Origin of the sequence: Okeania sp. KiyG1, from assembly GCF_014132355.1 — a bacterium.
Lineage (GTDB): Bacteria > Cyanobacteriota > Cyanobacteriia > Cyanobacteriales > Microcoleaceae > Okeania.
This window is the reverse complement of the sequence record NZ_BLZO01000166.1, coordinates 1-22,440: the sequence shown is the minus strand read 5'-3', so window position 1 is coordinate 22,440 and position 22,440 is coordinate 1. Positions and strand designations below refer to the sequence as shown.

Here is a 22,440-nt window from a genome sequence, read left to right as displayed (position 1 = left end):
TCAGAGATTTTGCCTCAGAATATCAAAGTCTAGTTGAGAGAGATATTTCAGGTAAAGGCAGATTTTTTCGGATTCTTAGATATAGATATCCTCAGAATTTTCCACTTTCTGAGTTTTACCGAAAATTCAGAGATTTTCCCTGAGAGTATCAAAGTCTACCTCACAGAGATATTTCAGATAAAGGCAGATTTTTTCGGATTCTTAGATATAGATATCCTCAGAATTTTCCACTTTCTGAGTTTTACCGAAAATTCAGAGATTTTCCCTGAGAGTATCAAAGTCTACCTCACAGAGATATTTCAGATAAAGGCAGATTTTTTCGGATTCTTAGATATAGATATCCTCAGAATTTTCCACTTTCTGAGTTTTACCGAAAATTCAGAGATTTTCCCTGAGAGTATCAAAGTCTACCTCACAGAGATATTTCAGATAAAGGCAGATTTTTTCGGATTCTTAGATATAGATATCCTCAGAATTTTCCACTTTCTGAGTTTTACCGAAAATTCAGAGATTTTCCCTGAGAGTATCAAAGTCTACTTAGTAGAGATATCTCAGGTAAAGGCAGATTTTTTCGGATTCTTAGATATAGATATCCTCAGAATTTTCCACTTTCTGAGTTTTACCGAAAATTCAGAGATTTTGCCTGAGAATATCAGAGTCTACTTAGTAGAGATATCTCAGGTAAAGGCAGATTTTTTCGGATTCTTAGATATAGATATTCTCAAAATTTTTCACTTTCTGAGTTTTGCCGAAAATTCAGAGATTTTGCCTGAGAATATCAGAGTCTACTTAGTAGAGATATCTCAGGTAAAGGCAGATTTTTTCGGATTCTTAGATATAGATATCCTCAGAATTTTCCACTTTCTGAGTTTTACCGAAAATGCAGATTTTTTCGGATTCTTAAATATAGATAGTCTCAGAATTTTCCACTTTCGGAATTTTGCCAAAATTTGAGAGATTTTCCCTCAGAATGTAGGAGTCTACCTGAGAGATATTTCTCGGTAAAGGCAGATTTTTTCGGATTCTTAAATATAGATAGTCTCAAAATTTTTCACTTTCTGAGTTTTGCCAAAAATTCAGAGATTTTGCCTGAGAGTATCAAAGTCTACCTCACAGAGATATTTCAGGTAAAGGCAGATTTTTTCGGATTCTTAAATATAGATAGTCTCAGAATTTTCCACTTTCGGAATTTTGCCAAAATTTGAGAGATTTTCCCTCAGAATGTAGGAGTCTACCTGAGAGATATTTCTCGGTAAAGGCAGATTTTTTCGGATTCTTAAATATAGATAGTCTCAAAATTTTTCACTTTCTGAGTTTTGCCAAAAATTCAGAGATTTTGCCTGAGAGTATCAAAGTCTACCTCACAGAGATATTTCAGGTAAAGGCAGATTTTTTCGGATTCTTAAATATAGATATCCTCATAATTTTCCACTTTCTGAGTTTTACCGAAAATTCAGAGATTTTGCCTGAGAGTATCAAAGTCTACCTCACAGAGATATTTCAGGTAAAAGCAGATTTTTTCTAGCTCTTAAATATAGATATAGATATCTTCAAAATTTTCCACTTTTTGAAATATTCCTACTATTTATTTAAAACTTATTTTTCCCACCTCCCATTAAAAATCAACTCCATCAACAGCATCATTAACTTCTGTCAAAAAAGCCAAAGCATTAAACTCAATACTTTCTGTCATCTGACGAAAAATTGCCAAACTTCCCAATGCTTCATCACCAATAATATTTTCATAAGGGTCTAATTTTAAAGTTAGGTTACTACTATTTTTCTCCTGTTTCTCATACCGGGAAAAATGGAAAAAAGTCAAATATTGAAGAATATCATTTTTCAACCCACTATCATAAACTAAACCTTGCCGAATATCCTCATCATCCATCACCCCAGAATAATATTTTCCTAACAGAGTGGAATAGGAAACAACGCCATTATAAAATCGCTCATCCTCAGTTTTTTTCCCACCGACAGAAATGCCATTAAACAAATTGAAAAATACCACTGATTTTTGACTACTATCTTCAGCAATATTCATTAATTGGCGAGTATCTTGAATATACAAAGATTTCACCTCCTGTTTTTTTAATTTTAATTTGTGTACATAATATTTATCAAAAATACAGGATATATTTTAATGTCATCTCGGTTTTGCTTCATGGCTTTAATAATAGTAGGTGACATGAAATATAGTCTCTCTTCCTCCTCTTGTTGAGTAATATGTAATGTACTGGTATAAGGTGCTTGTGCCACATATAAAAAATGTCGATATCCTTGTAAACAAAGTTCGCTGATTGTATCTATTAAAATAGGTGGTTCCTCATACATATTTTGGAGTCGATAATTATCAAAAAATGTCGTTAAAGGTTGAATTTTTACACTGCCATTTTTTAACCGTTCAATACTTATTACTTCCCCGAATAAATTGGCGATTCTATCTTTACGGTTTTGACTACCTGTTCTGGAGTCGCTCAGTTTACTTGAGACAATAATAATTGCCAGTTTATCTAATAAGGTAGAGTCAGAATTATGCTCGAAGCTAAACTTTTTTGGCAATACAGAATATAGGGAGTTTAAACCATTTCTAATATAACTGTTACTTACCCGAAATCCTTGAGAGTTACACCGATATTTTTTACTGAAAATAAAAGCTAATGTTTTGGCAAGATTAGCTAGAAATTTTTCAGCAGGAAAAGGATTTTCATGGGTTCCCTCATGGAGTCGCACCATCGGAATAAATAATTCTTTTTCTGTTCCTGAATATTGCTCTAATAAAATATGTAGGCAAAGATAAGATAACAATATCCAAGTAAAACGATAGATAAATGCTTGAGTCGAATTTAATTGATTTTTATCTGGATTTAAACGTTGATTCTTGTAACTAAACAGAATAAACTTATATCCTTTCTGCACAAAACTTTCGTGATAAATTTTCCAACAGGGATTTGTATCAGGTATCCACATTACAGGTAATGCTTTAATTCCTTTTACATCATATTCCCACTGAAAATTTTGGCGATCGCTTCCTTCAAAATAACGGACATCTTCTATCTTGATACTTGCAGGTAGCTGACATACTGCTCGATTATTTGTTGCTTCCTTAACTAGAAAAATATACCTCAGACATTTCTTATAATTCTCTCTTAAATCATCGTGAAAAAAATTACCTTGAAACAAACTATCATCATCAGTTTTGATAATTCTTTTATTAATACAAATTTCCCGCCTTTCTATACAGTTAGGTAATTTTTTACCTCTATCTAAAAAGTTTCTGACTAAAATCCTTAAACTCTCGATTTTTTGCTTCACCCTATATTTCTTAAATCCTCTTACCAACCTCCGAAAAATACTATCTTTTTCATCATCATTATCTCCTTTCAATACAGGCAAAACATTTTCATCAAATTTAGGGATAGGCTTATAATTTAACTCATCATCGGAATGATAATTCTTTCCATTTGGGTCTGGGCAAGAAAATACAAAATAGTATAAAAATGCTCGCGTCAATATTTTTCTGGCCCAAGTTTTATTTTTCTCTGGATTAGCCTTTAATTCCTCATTTTCCTCCTGATTATTATGAGTAATTATCTCCAAATTATAATCAAATACTTCTTTTCCACCCCTAGCTTGTACTTTGCCATCTAATTTCATTTTCAAACCCAAAACAAATTGAGTTTCTCCTGTTTCTCGATTTGTAGTTTCTCCCAAATTACCATCAATAATTGGAATAATTGGTAGTGCGTCAAAAACTTCAGAACGCGCAAAAATATCCCGGTAATTAAATTTTTCTCCAGCATAAGAAACATCATAATATCCATCCGCTTTAGACTCATCATTAATATATTGCTCAATTAACCTCAAACGCCGAATTAAATCTGTCAGATAAATAACTCCTGACTTATCATTAGTTTCAATATTATCTAGTAAATGTTTGAGGTATATAATTTTTGCTTCTTTTTTCAGTTTCCCTAACGTTTCTTCATCTACCAGTCTTTGTAGTTGGTTAAAATCTGAATTTTTGTCCTCAATTTTTTTTCTAAAAGATTATAAACATCTTCAATATCTTCTGGATCGTCCGAATCAAAATTGTTTTGAATATTACGTCTAATTCCTTCCTTTAGTTGAGACTGAAACTCGGTAATATTTCCCACTGTAATTGTCAGTTTATGAAATTTTAGTAAGGAATTACTACCAGGAAGTTGAGAATCTAAAATTAACTCTTGTTTTTCCAATTTTGTGTATTGTTCATCAAAAGGATAAGCTAAACCTAGTTTACTAGCACGCCCTTGAAAATCTGTTAAATTCACAATTAAACTATCGACAAAACTAGCAATATCTCCTATTCCTTCTGTAGATTCTAAATTAGTTATCAAATAGTCTTTTATTTCTTGTATTTGAGTCAGAAATTTTTCTCGGTTTACAAAATTTACACTAGCAACACGAACACCTTTCGTAGTACTTAAAGGATTTTGAATATTTGTAGTAGCAATAGATGCAGCTACCTCATCAATATTTATCAGTAAACGTCGGCGATCACTCGATATTTTAAACAGATTTTGTTCTGATAATTTCTTTAAAATCTGTTCTAACAAACTGTCATAGTTAACGGGAACTAGATTATCTCCTTCCCTTAATTCATTTGCCATATCTAATTGTTTATTAATCAATAATTATTTTATTAATGGATAATGGATAATTACCCTTCCCTATTCCTTGTTCTCTGATAATAAGGCTTTTATCTGAGAGGTTATTTGAGAAGTCTAATTTGCTACATTAAAGCCCCCGCGCATCCCCCAAAATTGGGGAACTTTTAGAAGATAATGGATTCTTTTTCCCCCCAGAATTGGGGGGCCAGGGGGGCAAATTTCAGTTATCAGTTATCAGTTATCAGTCAAATAACTTTTAAAGGAAGTTTAGGGGAAAATTCCTACCAAAAGTTTCCAACTAATCAACATTAGAGGTTGTTTGAGAAATTTGCTACATCCAAACCCCCGTGCATCCCCCAAAATTGAAAAAAAGGAAAAAATAATCTTTCTCTACTCCCTACTGCTTGTTTTCTGATAATAAGACTTTTATCTGAGGATTTTCTAATAATTTTGCTGCGTCTGCTAATAGTTTGTCGCCCCAAAGTTCTTTTTTCTGAAGAAAGAAGGAAGAGGGAAGAAGGAAGAAAGAGTAAATTTTGAAAAAAAGGAAAATAATCTTTCTCTACTCCCTACTCTTCATTCTCTGATAGTAAGACTTTTATCTGAGGATTTTCTAATAATTTTGCTGCATCTTCTAATAGCTTGTCGCCCCAAAGTTCTTTTTTGAGACGCTGCAAGTTTCCCCAACTTTTGTCTAATTTTAGTGCTGCTTCAGCTATTATTAAACTTTCAGTAATTTTGCCTTTGTTATAGAGGGCAACTCCTATTGCTAATTTAGGTTCTACAAATTGGTTATTAATTTCAGTTCGAGCTTGCCAATGTTCTATTGCTTCATCTATTTTTCCCATTTCATATTTAACTAAGCCAATATTAGTAATAGAACTTTCATAGTCTGGTTTAATTTCTAGAGATTTTTCATAAGCAACTATTGCTTGTTGATAAAATTTTAACTGTAAGAATAAATTACCTTTACCATACCAAGCATAGTGATAGTCTGGTTTAATTTCTATAGATTTTTCATAAGCAGCGATCGCCTCTTCATATCTGCCTAGATCTGACAGAGCATCTCCTTTGTTTTTCCAAGCATAGTCATCGTCTGGTTTAATTTATATCACTTTTTCATAAGCAGTAATCGCTTCTTCATATCTTTCTAATTTTTCTAGTACAAAACCTTTAAAATTCCAAGCATAGTGATAGTCTGGTTTAATTTCTATAGCTTTTTCAAAAGTAGTAATCGCCTCTTCATATCTGCCTAAAGAATACAGAATATCTCCTTTATTTCCCAAAGCATAGTGGTAGTCTAGTTTAATTTCAAGAGCTTTATCATAAGCAGCAAGTGCCTCTTCATATCTTTCTAAATTTAATAGAGCATCTCCCTTATCGTTCCAAGTATAATGGTCTGGTTGAATTTCTAAAGCTTTATCATAAGCAGAAATCGCCTGTTCATATCTGCCTAAATTTTTCAGTACCATGCCTTTAATAAACCAAGCTCTGTGATAGTCTGGTTTAAATTCTAAAGCTTTTTCACAAGCAGCGATCGCCTCTTCATATCTTTCTAAATTTCTCAGAGCAACTCCTTTAATAAACCAAGCTTGGTGATAGTCTGGTTTAATTTTTATCGCTTTATCAGAAGCAGAAATCGCCTGTTCATATCTACCTAAATAATACAGACCAATGCCTTTATTGTTCCAAGAATGGTGATAGTCTGGTTTAATTTCTAGAGCTTTTTCATCAACAGCGATCGCCTCTTTATATCTTTCTAAATTTCTCAGAGCAATACCTTTAGCATTCCAAGCTCTGTGATAGTCTGGTTTAAATTCTAAAGCTTTTTCACAAACAGATATCGCCTCTTCATTTTTACTTTCTAATGTTAGTATTAATCCCTGTTCCAATAATAGCTTTCCTTTCTCTTCATCACTATTATTTTCATCTTCGATTAAATCTTGAATCTCCAAAAACTTTTGCCTTCTTTCTTCAGAAGTTAAACTCTGATATTTTTCATAATCTGATTCCTGAATAATTCGAGATGATTCTTGAGCTATTAACTCTGGGTCAGACTTAAATTCAAATATATTAGAACGCCAATCAAAAAAGTCTGGACAACGATGAATAAAATATTTCAAAGCATACACAGGCAGGATAAAAACAAAGCAAATATTAAAGTCATCTCTGAATTTTTCTCGATGTTGATTGAGGTGACTTAAAATCGGAGGTACACCCTTTTCACTGTAATTATATCTCTCATTACTACTCCAACCATTTTTCAGTTTATTCAACTCATATTCATACAGAGAATTTTCCAGTCCTGTCACAAATAAAATATTAATATCCTGTCTATTGGGCAAACCAGCAACCAAATTATATAAATTATTTGTTGGTTCATTTAACCGCAAAACTTCGATTTTTTTCTGAGGAATATCTTCCTTAATTTTCTCAATTAATTTGCTTCCTTCTGCAGGAGAACATTCTACAAACAATAATCTAAAACCAGACGTTCTTTTGAGAGACCTAACTATAGCTTTATATTCTGTTTCTGGGTCTTTCAATAAATTCTCATCCCAGTCTGTTAAATCTTGGTTCATAGCTTTTGAGATACTCACACGGATTATGCCACGAATATACTGATTAATTTGTTAGTTTTATTGTGAGCGATCGCTTGCTTCATTTTCACCTCTCAAGTTATGGTGCTTCATAAAATGAATTAATGATTGCTCTATAAGCAATAGTAGAAAAATTTCTCTACTCATCTCTCAAGTTATGGTGCTTCATAAAATGAATCAATGATTGCTCTATACGCAATAGTAGAAAAATTTCCCTACTCACCTCTCAAGTTATGGTGCTTCATAAAATGAATCAATGATTGCTCTATACGCAATAGTAGAAAAATTTCCCTACTCATCTCTCAAGTTATGGTGCTTCAGAGAATGAATCAATGATTGCTCTATAAGCAATAGTAGAAAAAATCCCATATTCACCTCTCAAGTTATGGTGCTTCACAAAATGAATCAATGATTGCTCTATACACAATAGAAGAGAAATTTCCCTACTCATCTCTCAAGTTATGGTGCTTCAGAGAATGAATTAATTATTGCTCTATACGTAATAGTAGAGAAATTTCCCTACTCATCTCTCAAGTTATGGTGCTTCAGAGAATGAATTAATTATTGCTCTATACACAATAGAAGAGAAATTTCCCTACTCATCTCTCAAGTTATGGTGCTTCACAAAATGAATCAATGATTGCTCTATACACAATAGAAGAGAAATTTCCCTACTCACCTCTCAAGTTATGGTGCTTCAGAAAATGAATCAATGATTGCTCTATACGTAATAGTAGAGAAATTTCCCTATTCACCTCTCAAGTTATGGTGCTTCAGAAAATGAATCAATGATTGCTCTATACGTAATAGTAGAGAAATTTCCCTATTCACCTCTCAAGTTATGGTGCTTCAGAAAATGAATCAATGATTGCTCTATACACAATAGAAGAGAAATTTCCCTACTCACCTCTCAAGTTATGGTGCTTCAGAAAATGAATCAATGATTGCTCTATAAGCAATAGTAGAAAAATCCCATATTCACCTCTCAAGTTATGGTGCTTCAGAAAATGAATCAATGATTGCCCTATACGTAATAGTAGAGAAATTTCCATATTCATCTCTCAAGTTATGGTGCTTCAGAAAATGAATTAATGATTGCTCTATACGCAATAGTAGAAAAATCCCATATTCACCTCTCAAGTTATGGTGCTTCAGGAAATGAATTAATGATTGCTCTATACGCAATAGAAGAGAAATCCCATATTCACCTCTCAAGTTATGGTGCTTCAGAAAATGAATTAATGATTGCTCTATAAGCAATAGTAGAAAAATTTCCCTACTCACCTCTCAAGTTATGGTGCTTCAGAAAATGAATTAATGATTGCTCTATACGTAATAGTAGAAAAATTTCCCTACTCACCTCTCAAGTTATGGTGCTTCAGAAAATGAATTAATGATTGCCCTATACGCAATAGTAGAAAAAATTCCATATACTACTGAACTTTCTGACTAATACTTTCAACAGCTTTCTTAAACTCAGGAGTTCCCTTAATCAACGGATGAACATCATACCAACGTCGCTTTTCTCCCTCATCATCATAATAACAATATTCCAAAATACAGCGATTAAACATTAAACTACGGTAATTATCATCATTAGGAACTTCCCTAGAAAATGCCACTTCAGCTAACCTTTTCCATTGATTATCATCCACAGTTTTCCGATAAATATCTCTAGCATCTGTTATTGACCTGCGGATAGCATTTCTCGGAATAGGTAAATCATCCGTATAGTCAAAAGCTGACTGAATTAATAATAGTAAATTCCGCACATGACCGCCACTCATTATACAGAGTTGATTCAAAGTTTCTTCACTATCAAATAAGTCTGTTTCTAGGGAAATATTAGGAGCAAATATTTCCACTCGCTTGATAATTAACTCCTTAATTTTATTAAATCCTGGTTCATATTTACTACCATCAGGTTTCTGCACCATTATCATCGGTAAAACCTGGGGAGCTGTATAAAATTCTCTCAAATCTGCTGCTCTATGGGAGTAGACCATAGAAATAGGAACTGTATAAATAATGTGACAATTTAATGCTTTTAATTGTTCGGAGCGGTCTATAAAAATATGGTCGTGATTAGTCCGTTTATCTTCTTGAATAACAGGCACTATTCGGTCTAAGTTATCAACTATTACTGCTAATTCTGTACAACCATTAGGTAAATTTTTCTTAGCATCATCAATAAATTCATTTAAAACTTTAATCAGAGTAACAGTGTGGGGATAAATTTTCTGCCTAATTTGCTGACGAAGAGTTGGTACTGCTCTTAAATTTGCTGTTAGTTTAGCAAAAGCAGATATTTTCACATCAATAGTTGCCTTCTCAAAGTCAATTTCAGTCAGAGCTAAATCCTTCAATTCTTGCCAACGATCTTTTAACCAATTAACTACAGAATTAGGTTCAGCAACATCTTTTAAATCTTGCAATAAATGACGAGTACAAGCCAGTAAAATATCTGTATATTCCGCATCCTCCGCATCAATATCTTGTTCATCCGCAGCAAAATAAACCACAAATATTTTCTGTGATTCTAGATATTGTTTAAGTCTGAGTAATTCTGTAGATTTTCCTGCCCCTCGATGACCAGCATAAAGGTAAGCATTCAGCCGTCAGCCATCAGCTATCAGCTATTGCTTTTAATTGAGGATAAAAGCTCTATTAATTGTCTTACTACAAAAGTTGGCTCCCTTGCCCTTAAAGTCAGTTGCTAATTTAAACACTGTCCCATAATAGAGAGTCTTGTTGCTGAGAGCTGACAGCTAATAGCTGAATGCTTACGCATAAAGTTGACAAGTCATCCTATTTGAACGCTTAATTTTTCTGCCTAAATCTACTAAAACATCTCCATCTCCTCTGACTTTTTTACAGTCAACATAAAGAGGGTCTCCTGCGGGTAATGGTTGAAATGGATCGAAGGAGTTGTGGAGGTTTGTTAGAAGTTCTTTTATGTCTATTTTTTGATTAGTCATAATAATAAATCTAACGTTATCAGGTTCTTACACCTATAATTCTCAAAAGTTTAGGAAAAGTTTCTTTCAATTTATACCACCCTATTTTAGTAAGAATATTTTTTATGGCTTGACTAGATATTTCCCCTTTTTCTAATTTTATAAGTGCAATGCCTTTAAAGTACCAGGCATAGTGGTCATCTGGTTTAATTTCTAGAGCTTGATCATAAGCAGATATTGCCTCTTCATATCTCCCTAAATCTGACAGGGCAATGCCTTTAAAGTACCAGGCATAGTGGTCGTCTGGTTGAATTTCTAAAGCTTTATCAAAAGCAGCGATCGCCTGTTTATAATTGCCTAAGTTTGACAGGGCAATGCCTTTAAAGTACCAGGCATAGTGGTCGTCTGGTTGAATTTCTAAAGCTTTATCAAAAGCAGCGATCGCCTGTTTATAATTGCCTAAGTTTGACAGGGCAATGCCTTTAAAGTACCAGGCATAGTGGTCGTCTGGTTGAATTTCTAAAGCTTTATCAAAAGTAGCAATTGCCTCTTCATGTCTGCCTAAGTTTGGCAGGGTAATGCCTTTAAAGTACCAAGCATTATAGTTTTTTGGTTGAATTTCTAAGGCTTTATCAAAGGCAGATATTGCCTCTTCATATCTGCCTAAGTGCGACAGGGCAATTCCCTTAAAGCACCAGGCATTATAGTTTTTTGGTTGAATTTCTAAAATTTTTTCAAAAGCATATATTACCTCTATATATCTGCCTAAATTTGACATATCAACGCCGTGAAAGCACCAAAAATAGCAGTGTTTTGGTTGAATTTCTAAGGCTTTATCAAAGGCAAATTTTGCCTCTTCATATCTGCCTAAGTTTGACAGTGCATTACCTTTATTTTTCCAGGCATCGTAGTTGTCTGGTTCAATTTCTAAAGCTTTATCAAAAGCAGATATTGCCTCTTCATATCTGCCTAAATCTAACAGAGCATTGCCTTTATTGTCCCAAGCTTGGTCAAAGTCTGGTTTAATTTCTAGAGCTTGATCATAAGCAGAAATTGCCTGTTCATACTTGTCTAAATCTGACAGAGTAACGCCTTTAAAGTACCAAGTATTGTCGTTATCTGGTTCAATTTCTAAAGCTTTATCAAAAGCAGTAATTGCCTGTTCATATCTGCCTAAACTTTTCAGTACATAGCCTTTATTGTGCCAAGCTGTGTCAAAGTCTGGTTGAATTTCTAAAGCTTTATCAAAAGCAGTAATTGCCTGTTCATATCTGCCTAAATCTAACAGAGCATTGCCTTTATTGTTCCAAGCTTTGTGATAGTCTGGTTGAATTTCTAAAGCTTTATCATAAGCATATATTGCCTCTTCGTACCTACCTAAATTTGACAGAGTAACGCCTTTAAAGTACCAAGTAATGTCGCTATCTGGTTGAATTTCCAAAGCTTTTTCATAAGCAGATATTGCCTGTTCATATCTGCCTAAATCTAACAGAGCAGTGCCTTTATTGTGCCAAGCTTGGTATTGGTCTGGTTTAATTTCTAGAGTTTTATCATAAACAAAAATTGCCTCTTCATATCTGCCTAAATTTGACAGAGTAACGCCTTTAAAGTACCAAGTATCGTCGTTTTCTGGTTTAATTTCTAAAGCTTTATCAAAAGCAACAACTGCCTCTTCATATCTTCCTAAATCTAACAGAGCAGTGCCTTTATTGTGCCAAGCTTGGTATTTGTCTGGTTTAATTTCTAGAGCTTTATCATAAACAAAAATTGCCTCTTCATATCTTCCTAAATCTAACAGAGCAGTGCCTTTATTGTGCCAAGCTTGGTATTTGTCTGGTTTAATTTCTAGAGCTTTATCATAAGCATAAATTGCTTCTTCATACCTACCTAAATTTGACAGAGTAACGCCTTTAAAGTACCAAGTATTGTCGTCGCCTGGTTGAATCTCTAAAGCTTTATCAAAAGCATAAATTGCCTCTTTATATCTGCCTAAATTTGACAAAGTAACACCTTTAAAGTACCAAGTATCGTCGTTTTCTGGTTTAATTTCTAAAGCTTTATCAAAAGCAACAATTGCCTCTTCATATCTTCCTAAATCTAAGAGAGCATTGCCTTTATTATTCCAAATATTGTCATTGTCTGGTTTAATTTCTAAAGCTTTATCAAAAGCAACAATTGCCTCTTCATATCTTCCTAAATCTAAGAGAGCATTGCCTTTGTTGTGCAAAATATAGTGTTTATCTGGTTTAATTTCTAGAAGTTTATCATAAACAAAAATTGCCTCTTCATATCTGTTTAAATTATGTAGAGCAGTGCCTTTATTGTGCCAAGCTTGGTATTGGTCTGGTTTAATTTCTAGAGCTTTATCATAAGCAAAAATTGCCTCTTCATACCTGCCTAAAGATAACAGAGTGTAGCCTTTATTGTTCCAACCTGTGCCTTGGTCTGGTTTAATTTCTAGAGCTTGATCATAAGCAGAAATCGCCTCTTCATATCTGCCTAAACGATATAGAGTATAGCCTTTATTGTGCCAACCTTCGTATTGGTCTGGTTTAATTTCTAAAACTTTTTCAAAAGCAAAAATTGCCTCTTCGTACCTGCCTAAATTTCTCAGTGTAATGCCTTTAAAGAGCCAAGTATCGTTGTTGTCTGGTTTAATTTCTAAAGCTTGATCAAAAGCAGAAATTGCTTCTTCATATCTGCCCATATCTTCTAGTGTAATGCCTTTAAAGTACCAAGCATCGTTGTTGTCTGGTTTAATTTCTAGAGCTTGATCAAAAGCAGAAATCGCCTCTTCATATCTTTCTAATTTTCTCAGTGCAATGCCTTTCCAGTACCAGTAATTTGAGTTATCTGGTTTAATTTCTAAAGCTTTATCAAAAACAGAAATTGCCTCTTCATATCTGCCTAAACTTGACAGAGTAACGCCTCTAAGAAACCATGCAGAGCAGTATTTTATTTGAATTTCTAAATATTTTAACTTAATTTTTAAAGATTTTATGGAAGCAGAAATTGCCTCTTCATATCTGTTGAAATCTGACAGAGTCATGTCTTTCAAGTACCAGTTATTGAGGTCGTCTAGTTCAATTTCTTTTAAAGCTTTTTCAAAAGCAGCGAGCGCCTCTTCAAAAGCAGCGAGCGCCTCTTCATATTTGCCTAAATTCCGCAGAGCATTACCTTTATTATACCAAGCTTCATGATAATCTGGTTTGGTTTCTAGAACTTTATCAAAAGCAGAAATTGCCTGTTCATATCTGTCTAAACCTAACAGAGCATTACCTTTATTATACCAAGCTTCATGATAATCTGGTTTGGTTTCTAGAACTTTATCAAAAGCAGAAATTGCCTGTTCATATCTGTCTAAACCTAACAGAGCATTGCCTTTATTGTACCAAGCTTCGTGATAATCTGGTTTGATTTCTAGAACTTTATCAAAGGCATAAATTGCCTGTTCATATCTGTCTAAATCTAACAGAGCATTGCCTTTATTGTACCAAGCTTCGTGATAATCTGGTTTGATTTCTAGAACTTTATCAAAAGCAGAAATTGCCTCTTCATATTCACCTAAATCTGACAGAGCATTGCCTTTATTGTGCCAAGCTTTGTAATTATTTGCTTCTATTTTTAAAGCTTCATCACAAGTTAATATTGCTTCTTCATTTTGCTTAAACTTTCTGTCTAGAGCAGCCTTTCTGATTAACAAATTTGCTTTTTGCCCGACAGGAAGTAAATCTTCATCAAGCAAACCTTTAATTTTCAACAACTCACCCTTACATTCTTTCTGGGGAAGCTCTATATAATCCTCTAATTCTTTGGTAGAAACTTTTAAAAATTCCTCATCGAAAATTTCCTTATTCATAGGAAACCGAAACACCCCAGAACGCCAATCAAAAAAATCTGGCGCACGATTAATCAGATAATCTATCGCGAATCTAGGCAATAAAAACACAAAGCAAATATCAAAATTATCCCTAAACCTTTCTCGCTGCTGATTCAAATTCATTAAAACACGAGGAACTCCCCTCCTACTAATAGAAATAATCTCTTGATTATCCAAACCTCTTTCTCTCATTTCACCCTCATATTCATAGAGAGAATTTTCCAAACCAGTCACAAACAAAATATCAATCTTTTTCAGATTAGGTAATTCTTTAACTAGATTATAAAAATTATAAACACTCTTATCTAAAGCCAAAACTTCCGCTCTTTCCCGTGGAATATCCAGGCGAATTTTTTCCATAATTTTTGTTCCCTGTGCAGGGGAACATTCCACAAACAATAAACTAAAACCTTCAGTAAATCTAATAGTCTCTACTAAAACTTGATATTCCTCTGCAAATGTTAATGATAAATCCTCTTCCGAAATAATTTTTTCTCCTATCATTGCGCCAACTCCTGAAACTCTTCCATTCCTTTAATCAATGGGTGAACATCATACCAAACTTTCTTTTCTTTTTTTCATTAAAGTAAGTATATTCTAGTAAACAACGATTAAATAATAAACTACGGTGCTGCTGATTATTTAAAACCTTTTTAGAACGAAAAACATCTACCAATACTTGCCATTCTTTTTCTTGAACAGACCTTTGATAAGGAAGTCTTGCTTCCGTAATTGCTCTTTGTACAACTCTAGCAGAAATAGGTAATTGACCTCCAGCACGTTTAATTACACTTTGCATCAAAAACATTAAATCTCGAACATGACCTCCACTCACTAAGCAAACTCTATCCAAGACTTCTCGACTTTCAAATAAATCTGTTTCTAAAGATAAATCTGACTTAACATCCTTAAGCCGTCTATAAATAATTTCCCTCATTTTAGCAACTCCTAATTCATAAGCTTCTCCTCCCAAAGTCTCCACCATAATCATCGGTAAAACTTGAGAATCATCATATTCAACTTTCAGATTAGGAGCTTGATTAGAATAAGCCATTGAAATAGGAATCGTATAAATTGTATGGCAATCTAAACCTTTTAATTGGGCACTACGATCAATAAAAATTTCATCGTGATTACTACGTCCATCTGGCTGAATATTTGGTGTAATGCGGTCTAAACTATCAGCAATCATTACCAATTTAGCACCAGATTCTAGTTGATTTCTAGCATCACGAATAAAAGCATTTATTCCATCAATTAAACTTTCAGTATAAGGATTAACTCTTTCTCTAATTTTTTTCTTAAAGTAGGTTCAGCTCTAAGATTCGCCGTAAGTTTTGCATATTGACCAACTTGTGATTCAACTGCCAAACTATCCAAAGATATTTCTGTAGTTGCTAAATCTTTTAAATCTTCCCACCGATATTTTAACCAATCTAATAGTGGTTTAGGATTAGCCTGCGTTAATTGTTCTAATAAATGTCTCGTACAAGCCAACAAAATATCAGCATATTCCGTATCTTCTAGATTAATATCCTTTTCATCCGCAGCGAAATAAACTACAAAATATCCGTTATCTTCTAGGTATTTTTTAAGTCGTAAAAGTTCAGTTGATTTACCCGCACCTCGATGTCCGGCATAAAGTTGACAAGTATTATTATCAGAATATTCAATATTGTCAGCTAAATCTGTAATAACATCTCCATCCCCTCGAACTTCCCGACAATCAACATATACTGGACTATCAGGTTTTAGAGGTTCAAAAGGTTTAAAAGCATTGTATAATCTTTTCAATAACTCTCTTTGATTTGCCATTTATTAAAAACTCTCCTTTTTTTATTTGTTATTTTAACAACAATTATCCCAGATTTATCTGAACTCTTCCCAAAAAATAAATTTTCAAAAGTAATTCTATCTAGTTAACATAGATAACTATTTTGTAATTTTTATACTAAAATAAGGTTACATTATGGAGGAAATTATTTACCAGAAGGTTTGGGAAAAATTACCTCGAACTCCTGTTAAAAGAGATGGGAAAAACCGTTGAGATTGTCAATCATACTGAGAACAAACAAGATGAATTGATGGAAGATTTAATTGCTATCATTACTTCATTTTGTTCTCGTCTTTATCAAGATGTTGCGAGAAGACCCGCGCTCTCCTATCAAGGGAGCGGAGGGATGGGAATCGCAATCAATGTTGATACTTCATAGAAAATGTGTTAAAGTGTAAAAATTTAATTAGCAAATAATATAGGTGGTTGAAAAAGCGTACAAATTTAGGTTTTACCCAACTCCAGAACAGGAAAATCTGTTGAGGAAAACCTTGGGATGTGTACGCCTGATCTACAACAAAGCTTTAGCTGTTAGAACTCAAGCTTGGTATGAGAACAAAGAGCGAGTCGGGTATAAGCAAACTTCTGCTATGCTGACGAGCTGGAAAAAACAGGAAGATTTAGACTTTCTTACAGAAGTCAGCAGTGTCCCATTGCAGCAAGGTTTAAGACATCTACAGACTGCTTTTCCTGCGGAATGCTGCGCAAACACGAACTTTTTTAGTGGGCGTACTAAATACCCAAACTTCAAGAAAAAGCGTAACGGTGGTAGTGCTGAATTCACCAGATCGGCATTTAAGTGGAAAGATGGTCAAGTATATTTAGCTAAATGTACTGAACCATTACCTATTAGATGGAGTAGGGAATTACCACAAAACTGTGTACCAACCACAATTACAGTGAAACTCGACCCCTCTGGTAGATGGTCTGTGTCTTTGAGAATTAACGACCCTAGAGATTTAAAGTTAAAACCAATACTGAAACAATTAGGTATTGATTTGGGAATCACCAGCTTATTAACTACAAGTGATGGTAAAACATTTGCTAATCCTAAAAATTTGAATAAGTTACACAAAAAACTAAGGTTAGCTCAAAAATCACTTTCTCGTAAAACTAAAGCCTCAAATAACTATCAAAAAGCTAGGTTAAAAGTAGCCAGGATACACGCAAAAATTAAAGATTCAAGGCTTGATTATACCCATAAGCTAACTACTCAATTAATCAGAGACAATCAAACTGTTGTAGTTGAGGACTTGGCAGTAAAAAACATGGTCAAAAAGCGGTGCGACCCCGCGACGACGCCAGCTCGCTTGCGGAACGCGCACCAAGAGACCATAAGTTAGCCAGAGCAATAAGTGATGCTAGCTGGGGAGAAATAGTCAGGCAATTAGAGTACAAGGCTCAATGGTATGGACGGGAATTAATCAAGATTGATAGATATTTTCCTAGTTCTAAGCGTTGCTCTAGTTGTGGTCATGTAGTAGAAAAATTACCTCTAAATATTAGAGAGTGGGATTGCCCTGAATGTAGTAGTCACCATGACAGGGACATCAACGCAAGTATAAACATTTTGGCTGCGGGACTCGCAGTGTCAGTCTGTGGAGCGACCGTAAGACCTGAAGGGAGTAAATCCCGGAAGGCGGGTGCTATGAAACAGAAAGCCCCTAACAGTGATGTTAAGGAATCCCGCGCTGTCACGCAAGTGCAGCGTCTGGAGGATGTCAACTACGGTCATGGCTATTTGAGCTACACCAAAATGGATAAATTAATGCAGAAGACGGAACAATATCAAGCCTTACCAGCGAAAGTCTCTCAACAGGTGTTACGAGGATTAGAAAAAAACTGGAAATCCTTTTTTGAAGCCAATAAAGCCTACAAGGTAGACGCAAGTAAGTTTTTGGGAAAACCTAAAATTCCCAAATATAAAAACCCACAAAAAGGGAGAAACTTATTGGTATATACCCAACAAGCAATCAGTAAAGTGCCTTTAAAACAAGGGAAAATCAGACTCTCAAAGACCAATATCGAGTTTCCGACATCTGTGTCCGAAAAAGTAGCGGAGGTGAGAATCGTTCCGAGATGCGACTGTTATGTAATTGAGGTGATTTATGAGCAATCGGAAAAGACATTAAACCCAAATGAATGGATAGTGAGTGTGGATTTAGGAGTCAATGTTTTAATGGCTGTAACTTCCAATCAACCGGGATTTATCCCTTTGTTGATAAATGGCAGACCCTTAAAAAGCCTGAATCAATTCTACAATAAACGCAAAGCCATTCTCCAATCTCAATTGAAAGGAAATCGGCAAACATCTAAGAGAATCAAACGTCTGACTCGATGTCGAAATCAGAAAGTTGAGAACTACCTTCATCTGGCCAGTCGTTATCTGGTGAATCTGTTACGGTCGAAAAATATCACCACTTTAGTCATTGGCAAAAATGAAGGTTGGAAACAGAAGACCAACATGGGAAAAGTCAACAATCAAAAGTTTGTAGCGATTCCTTTCAACCGTCTGATTGCCATGTTGACTTATAAATGTCAATTAGTGGGGATTAAAGTGGTCATCACCGAAGAAAGTTACACCAGCCAGTCGAACTTTTTCAACTTAGATGAGCTTCCGGTTTATGGGGAAAGCCAAGAAAAACCGACTTTTACGGGAAAAAGAATCACAAGAGGTCTTTACCGGACTCAGACGGGTATCTTTTGTCAGTCGGATATTTTAAGTTCTTATAATATCTTAAGAAAAGCATTCCCAAATGCGTTCTGCTATGGGATAGAGAGGTGCGTAGTTCACCCAAGGAGAATTAATCTCTCAAAGCCAAAATGAAGGGGATTTTTGAAATAGAATCCATGTCTTGTTTATATTTGACTATATTTTGGTGAACTATTAAAATTGTACCAATAGTTGGTATTGGTTCCCTCGATAAAGCAGTAGAATTTGCTAAACAAGGTTTCACTTCTCGCATAACAGAAAATAAGCAATTTATGGCAGAAGTTTTGATTATGAAACCTCAGCAATAATTGTTTAATCGTGCTGGAAAACGAGTCATAACTAAGATTAAATATAAAGACTTTTGTTGATATAGCAGGGAACAGGGAACAGGGAATAGAGAACAGTTAGAAAAACATTTTCTAGTCTAAGATTCATCATTAGTCAATTTTCTAAGCAATTCTTTCCTAGCTATATTTTTGACAAGTTAATTAGGGTTGTAATACCGTTTTGAAAAAAGAATGTTACGAATAATAGGTGCAATATAAAGACTTTAGAGGAGATGTCTTTTTGACAAAAAAAGAGAATATCCTAACTCAAAACTGTTATTGAAGACATTCATTCTGACTCCTGACTCCTGACTCCTGACTCCTAAGAAATAACCTAACTATTTGTAACAAAGATTTATCAAATTGGTATAAGTTAGAAAAAAACAAGCTTAAACATTCAAAACATTTAAGCTTGTTTCTTTATCAAAAGAAAAATTTACTGATATGATTTCAAAAATAAACATTATCCCAAAATTTGCTCGACAGTTAAATTAATATCATCAAAAGCTTCAATAGTTAAAATATCTCCTCGAAAAAATTGCTGCACATCCCGATAACTATTCCCTTTTGTTTGCCGATAAATCTCTACTAATTGTTGATTGATATCTATCAGCCACACCTCAGAAATTCCATTTTCAGCATATAAAGGTATCTTGATTTCTCGGTCATATTTAATAGTTGAATCTGCGACTTCTACCAATAAAAATATATCCTCTGATTCGGGATGTTTTTCCTCATAAAAATCATCACGCAATTGTAATAGAATTAAATCTGGTTCAGGTTCACTCTCATCATTTAACTGGATAGGAATTTGAGTGTCAATTATTACTTTGCTGTACAATAGTTTATTAAAAATCCTATCTAAACGTCTTAAACAAGAAGCATGACGCGAACCCATAGGTGCCATTTGAATAATTTCTCCTGCTATTAATTCTACTCTGTCATCGTTTCTAAGAATACCTGCTTCTACCATTAGATCGTATTCTTTAACAGTAAATTGTCGCCGTTTTAATTCTACAGACATAATTACCTTTTAATGATGTTTACAAATATTAGAAATTACCCAGAAACTGGGTCGATACAGAAAATTTCCTGATGGGAAATAATTAGGGCTATAAACCCAGTTTCTTTTTGGGTATATTAGGTTATGATATATTTTAATGAATTATTGTCTAAAATGGTGCCTTACCCTCTGCTTTGCGAAGCGCAAAAAACACACCCGACTAGACTAACTTGCGTTAGTGCGGATTAGTTGGAAAATCGGTATTATAAAGTCGCCGTAAATTTTATGTCAGTACTTCTACTAATTTTGTGACTTCTTCATCAAGACGTATGAAATGGTTAGGATTTAAAGTAAGTAAGCAATTTACCTCTACTTTAAAAACAACTTGAGCAATTACAGCATCGTAAATTCCGCCTCCTATTAAATTTAAAGTTACCATTTTATTAATAACAGTTTGATAATCTTCAGTAGAAAGAGAAATTACTTCCAATTATCCTAAATTTTCTCCGATAAATTGTTGTGCAAGTTGTGGGTAAACACCAGGTTTTATAGGAACGCGAGTTAAAACAGAATAGAGTTCTGCTAAAGTATGAGTGCAAATTATTCCTTGAAAATTTCCAGATTTAACTTTTTTTAATCTTGAAAGACAAGCTGAATGTTTAGGATGATTAGTCCATAATTCAGCAACCAAAACACTTGTATCAAATAAAGCTTTTACCTAATTATTAATTATTAATTATTAATAATTAAATAATTCTGGTTTAAAGCCTCCCCTTTTAAGAGGAAAAAAAGAAATAATATCTCCTTATATTCAATCAAGAGCGGTTTTAACCAGAGGTAATTATCAATTATCAATTATCCATTATCCATTAATTAACACGATGTTAATTCATTAATTATTTCTGTTCTCACTTCATCAATAATTGTTTCTGTATTACCTATCGGTTCAGCTTTAAAAACTAATATTCCATCTTCATAGTAGGTTTCTAATTCTGATTTTAAGGGTTGAAGAATAAGCTGACCATTTTCAACTTTTAGGGATAACTTAGTTTGATTATTAATTCCTAATTGTTGGCGTATTTTTCCAGGGATTTCGATACGACCAAATTGATCGACAGTAAGTTGTTCCATATTGTAATTATTTACTATAATCTGCATCGTGAAGAATATGGTAAGCATTCAGTTATTAGCGGTCAGCTCTTCCTGCGGAATGCTACGCAAACAGCAAACCCTATCTAAATCTTAAGGAGGGGTTTTAAATGAATATAGCCTTTAAAAATCGGCTTTTATAGTAAAATTCAATTCACCTCATTAATAAAGGTTTTCTTTCAAGCTAAAATAAATAGCTGATAGCTGATAGCTGACGGCTGAATGCTTACATAATATGACTATATTTAGCAGATACTCCCTTAAAAAAAATCGGGCAAATTTAGACATATAAAATCATCCAATCTGCCACGATAAACTTAGGGTAAGCATTTCCTGCGGACTGCTGCGCAAACAGCTATTAGCAGTCCGCTATTCCTAGGTCATGCTACGCAAACAGCAATTAGTAATGAACAATTACTTCTAAGGTTTAGGAAAGGAACTTTAACAGTAATTTTTATTTTGTCTCATTTTGTCTCAATTTCTCAATTATTTTTACCTTCCCCAAAATTAATAGCTGTTAACGTAGTTCCTCCGTAGGAGGCTAGCTAATAGCTGACGGCTAAATGCTTACAACTTACGATTTAAAAATCACTTGAAGCAACTAATTTCTCAACTGAACAGGCATAATTAAATAAGTCATTTTCACCCCACCCAATGGATTTAAAACCACCGGACTTGTAGCAGTATTTAACTGAATAGAAATCTCCGAAGCTGAAGGAATAGCCTTCAAACCTTCAATCAAATACTTAACATTAAAAGCAATTTCATTCGGCTCATCAGCAGAAATTTGTGCTGCCATAGACTCTCTACCACTACCAACATCTTGAGCATCTACAGACAAATAAATCTCCTGATTAACACTATCAATAGAACACTTCAAAATATTATTTTTCTGGTCAGCCAAAACAGCAATTCTTTCCACCGCTCCTAAAAATTCTTTCCTATCTACATTAATTTGATTAGTAAACTTATCAGGTAATAATTGTCCGTAAGCTGGATATTGACCCTCCAATTTTCTGCTAGTTAAACATTGTTCTCCTAGCTCAAAAATTACCTGACCTTCATCAAATCTCAAAGCAACAGCTTCAGATGATTGATCCATTCCAATCATTCGTTCAACTTCTCGTAAAGCTTTTGCAGGAATTGTTACTTCAAACTCCTCAATTTCTTCTACTTCTAACTCACCCTCTGGTGCCACACTTTCAGTCTTAACAATTGCTAATCTATGACCATCAGTTGCTGCAAATTCCAAACCATCTTTTTGTACCTTTAAATGTACCCCTGTTAAAACTTGTTTTGTTTCATCAGGACTCGTGGCAAACAAAG

At 34.1% G+C, this 22,440-nt stretch carries 20 protein-coding genes and 2 pseudogenes; 6 read left to right on the top strand and 16 right to left on the bottom strand.

The genetic code is table 11. From position 1 onward, the window contains the following. The first annotated feature begins 33 nt into the window (after positions 1-33). Positions 34-954 carry a hypothetical protein gene (locus tag SAGCYANO_RS36830; RefSeq protein WP_202224566.1) on the top strand — a complete coding sequence of 307 codons (921 nt, stop codon included), beginning with the start codon at positions 34-36 and terminating at the stop codon, positions 952-954. Positions 955-1,201: 247 nt separating this feature from the next. Beyond that, positions 1,202-1,525: a hypothetical protein gene (locus tag SAGCYANO_RS36825; protein WP_202224565.1), complete on the top strand. Its 324-nt coding sequence runs from the start codon at positions 1,202-1,204 to the stop codon at positions 1,523-1,525. 90 nt (positions 1,526-1,615) lie between these two features. Here SAGCYANO_RS36825 and SAGCYANO_RS36820 read toward each other — a convergent pair whose 3' ends face one another. The 6 genes and pseudogenes from SAGCYANO_RS36820 to SAGCYANO_RS36800 all read right to left on the bottom strand — a co-directional run bounded on the left by SAGCYANO_RS36820 (position 1,616) and on the right by SAGCYANO_RS36800 (position 7,234). Continuing rightward, positions 1,616-2,071, bottom strand: coding sequence for a hypothetical protein (locus tag SAGCYANO_RS36820; RefSeq protein WP_202224564.1), 456 nt, complete (start codon positions 2,069-2,071; stop codon positions 1,616-1,618). Between the two features lie 26 nt (positions 2,072-2,097). After that, positions 2,098-3,867: a hypothetical protein gene (locus tag SAGCYANO_RS36815; RefSeq protein WP_202224563.1), complete on the bottom strand. Its 1,770-nt coding sequence runs from the start codon at positions 3,865-3,867 to the stop codon at positions 2,098-2,100. Between the two features lie 122 nt (positions 3,868-3,989). Next, positions 3,990-4,673: a hypothetical protein gene (locus SAGCYANO_RS36810; protein WP_237397036.1), complete on the bottom strand. Its 684-nt coding sequence runs from the start codon at positions 4,671-4,673 to the stop codon at positions 3,990-3,992. Between the two features lie 548 nt (positions 4,674-5,221). After that, complete coding sequence (locus tag SAGCYANO_RS46505; RefSeq protein ID WP_237397035.1) at positions 5,222-5,500, bottom strand: hypothetical protein; 279 nt, start codon at positions 5,498-5,500, stop codon at positions 5,222-5,224. 6 nt (positions 5,501-5,506) lie between these two features. Further along, positions 5,507-5,758: pseudogene (locus SAGCYANO_RS51000) on the bottom strand (tetratricopeptide repeat protein); the annotation flags it as partial. Beyond that, positions 5,759-7,234 (bottom strand): tetratricopeptide repeat protein, encoded by a 1,476-nt coding sequence (locus tag SAGCYANO_RS36800; protein WP_202224561.1) that lies wholly within the window; start codon positions 7,232-7,234, stop codon positions 5,759-5,761. Positions 7,235-8,343: 1,109 nt separating this feature from the next. Between SAGCYANO_RS36800 and SAGCYANO_RS36795 the strand changes: the two genes are divergently transcribed. Then, a complete protein-coding gene (locus SAGCYANO_RS36795; RefSeq protein ID WP_202224560.1) occupies positions 8,344-8,508 on the top strand; it encodes a hypothetical protein in 165 nt (54 codons plus the stop codon). Between the two features lie 177 nt (positions 8,509-8,685). On the opposite strand, the gene SAGCYANO_RS36790 is transcribed toward SAGCYANO_RS36795, so the two are convergent. From SAGCYANO_RS36790 to SAGCYANO_RS49700, 5 genes are all read right to left on the bottom strand, one after another. Continuing rightward, a complete protein-coding gene (locus SAGCYANO_RS36790) occupies positions 8,686-9,774 on the bottom strand; it encodes an ATP-binding protein (RefSeq protein WP_375340057.1) in 1,089 nt (362 codons plus the stop codon). Between the two features lie 261 nt (positions 9,775-10,035). Further along, on the bottom strand, positions 10,036-10,230 hold the full coding sequence (locus SAGCYANO_RS36785) for a hypothetical protein (RefSeq protein ID WP_202224559.1): 195 nt from the start codon (positions 10,228-10,230) through the stop codon (positions 10,036-10,038). 19 nt (positions 10,231-10,249) lie between these two features. Next, positions 10,250-14,593, bottom strand: a complete 4,344-nt coding sequence (locus SAGCYANO_RS36780) for a tetratricopeptide repeat protein (protein WP_202224558.1) — start codon at positions 14,591-14,593, stop codon at positions 10,250-10,252. Positions 14,594-14,627: 34 nt separating this feature from the next. Next, entirely contained in the window at positions 14,628-15,281 is a 654-nt protein-coding gene (locus SAGCYANO_RS49705; RefSeq protein ID WP_307786284.1) for a hypothetical protein, read from the bottom strand. Positions 15,282-15,346: 65 nt separating this feature from the next. Next, positions 15,347-15,904 carry a hypothetical protein gene (locus SAGCYANO_RS49700; RefSeq protein ID WP_307786283.1) on the bottom strand — a complete coding sequence of 186 codons (558 nt, stop codon included), beginning with the start codon at positions 15,902-15,904 and terminating at the stop codon, positions 15,347-15,349. A gap of 215 nt (positions 15,905-16,119) precedes the next feature. Between SAGCYANO_RS49700 and SAGCYANO_RS36770 the strand changes: the two genes are divergently transcribed. The 3 genes from SAGCYANO_RS36770 to SAGCYANO_RS36760 are packed head-to-tail and all read left to right on the top strand — an operon-like array spanning position 16,120 to position 18,750. Next, a complete protein-coding gene (locus SAGCYANO_RS36770; protein ID WP_202224557.1) occupies positions 16,120-16,302 on the top strand; it encodes a hypothetical protein in 183 nt (60 codons plus the stop codon). A gap of 43 nt (positions 16,303-16,345) precedes the next feature. Beyond that, positions 16,346-17,266, top strand: a complete 921-nt coding sequence (locus SAGCYANO_RS36765) for an RNA-guided endonuclease InsQ/TnpB family protein (RefSeq protein WP_375340056.1) — start codon at positions 16,346-16,348, stop codon at positions 17,264-17,266. Beyond that, a complete protein-coding gene (locus SAGCYANO_RS36760; protein ID WP_375340055.1) occupies positions 17,206-18,750 on the top strand; it encodes an RNA-guided endonuclease TnpB family protein in 1,545 nt (514 codons plus the stop codon). Before SAGCYANO_RS36765 ends, SAGCYANO_RS36760 begins: the two co-directional genes overlap by 61 nt. Before the next feature lie 675 nt (positions 18,751-19,425). On the opposite strand, the gene SAGCYANO_RS36750 is transcribed toward SAGCYANO_RS36760, so the two are convergent. The 5 genes and pseudogenes from SAGCYANO_RS36750 to dnaN all read right to left on the bottom strand — a co-directional run. Continuing rightward, a complete protein-coding gene (locus SAGCYANO_RS36750; RefSeq protein WP_202224555.1) occupies positions 19,426-19,986 on the bottom strand; it encodes a Uma2 family endonuclease in 561 nt (186 codons plus the stop codon). A 262-nt stretch (positions 19,987-20,248) separates the two neighbouring features. Continuing rightward, positions 20,249-20,455: a hypothetical protein gene (locus tag SAGCYANO_RS36745; RefSeq protein WP_202224554.1), complete on the bottom strand. Its 207-nt coding sequence runs from the start codon at positions 20,453-20,455 to the stop codon at positions 20,249-20,251. Beyond that, positions 20,456-20,668: pseudogene (locus SAGCYANO_RS36740) on the bottom strand (type II toxin-antitoxin system VapC family toxin); the annotation flags it as partial. 170 nt (positions 20,669-20,838) lie between these two features. Then, positions 20,839-21,096: an AbrB/MazE/SpoVT family DNA-binding domain-containing protein gene (locus SAGCYANO_RS36735; RefSeq protein ID WP_202224552.1), complete on the bottom strand. Its 258-nt coding sequence runs from the start codon at positions 21,094-21,096 to the stop codon at positions 20,839-20,841. A gap of 619 nt (positions 21,097-21,715) precedes the next feature. Then, positions 21,716-22,440: DNA polymerase III subunit beta (dnaN, locus tag SAGCYANO_RS36730; RefSeq protein WP_202224551.1), on the bottom strand; the 725-nt coding region annotated here is incomplete at its 5' end.

What these genes read in the sequence shown, in the direction of transcription:
- SAGCYANO_RS46505 (WP_237397035.1), bottom strand. Translation starts at nt 5,500, where the DNA reads ATGGGAAAAATAGATGAAGCAATAGAACATTGGCAAGCTCGAACTGAA.
- SAGCYANO_RS36800 (WP_202224561.1), bottom strand. Translation starts at nt 7,234, where the DNA reads ATGAACCAAGATTTAACAGACTGGGATGAGAATTTATTGAAAGACCCA.
- SAGCYANO_RS36795 (WP_202224560.1), top strand. Translation starts at nt 8,344, where the DNA reads ATGATTGCTCTATACGCAATAGTAGAAAAATCCCATATTCACCTCTCA.
- SAGCYANO_RS36785 (WP_202224559.1), bottom strand. Translation starts at nt 10,230, where the DNA reads ATGACTAATCAAAAAATAGACATAAAAGAACTTCTAACAAACCTCCAC.
- SAGCYANO_RS36780 (WP_202224558.1), bottom strand. Translation starts at nt 14,593, where the DNA reads ATGATAGGAGAAAAAATTATTTCGGAAGAGGATTTATCATTAACATTT.
- SAGCYANO_RS49705 (WP_307786284.1), bottom strand. Translation starts at nt 15,281, where the DNA reads ATGATTGCTGATAGTTTAGACCGCATTACACCAAATATTCAGCCAGAT.
- SAGCYANO_RS49700 (WP_307786283.1), bottom strand. Translation starts at nt 15,904, where the DNA reads ATGGCAAATCAAAGAGAGTTATTGAAAAGATTATACAATGCTTTTAAA.
- SAGCYANO_RS36770 (WP_202224557.1), top strand. Translation starts at nt 16,120, where the DNA reads ATGGGAAAAACCGTTGAGATTGTCAATCATACTGAGAACAAACAAGAT.
- SAGCYANO_RS36750 (WP_202224555.1), bottom strand. Translation starts at nt 19,986, where the DNA reads ATGTCTGTAGAATTAAAACGGCGACAATTTACTGTTAAAGAATACGAT.
- SAGCYANO_RS36735 (WP_202224552.1), bottom strand. Translation starts at nt 21,096, where the DNA reads ATGGAACAACTTACTGTCGATCAATTTGGTCGTATCGAAATCCCTGGA.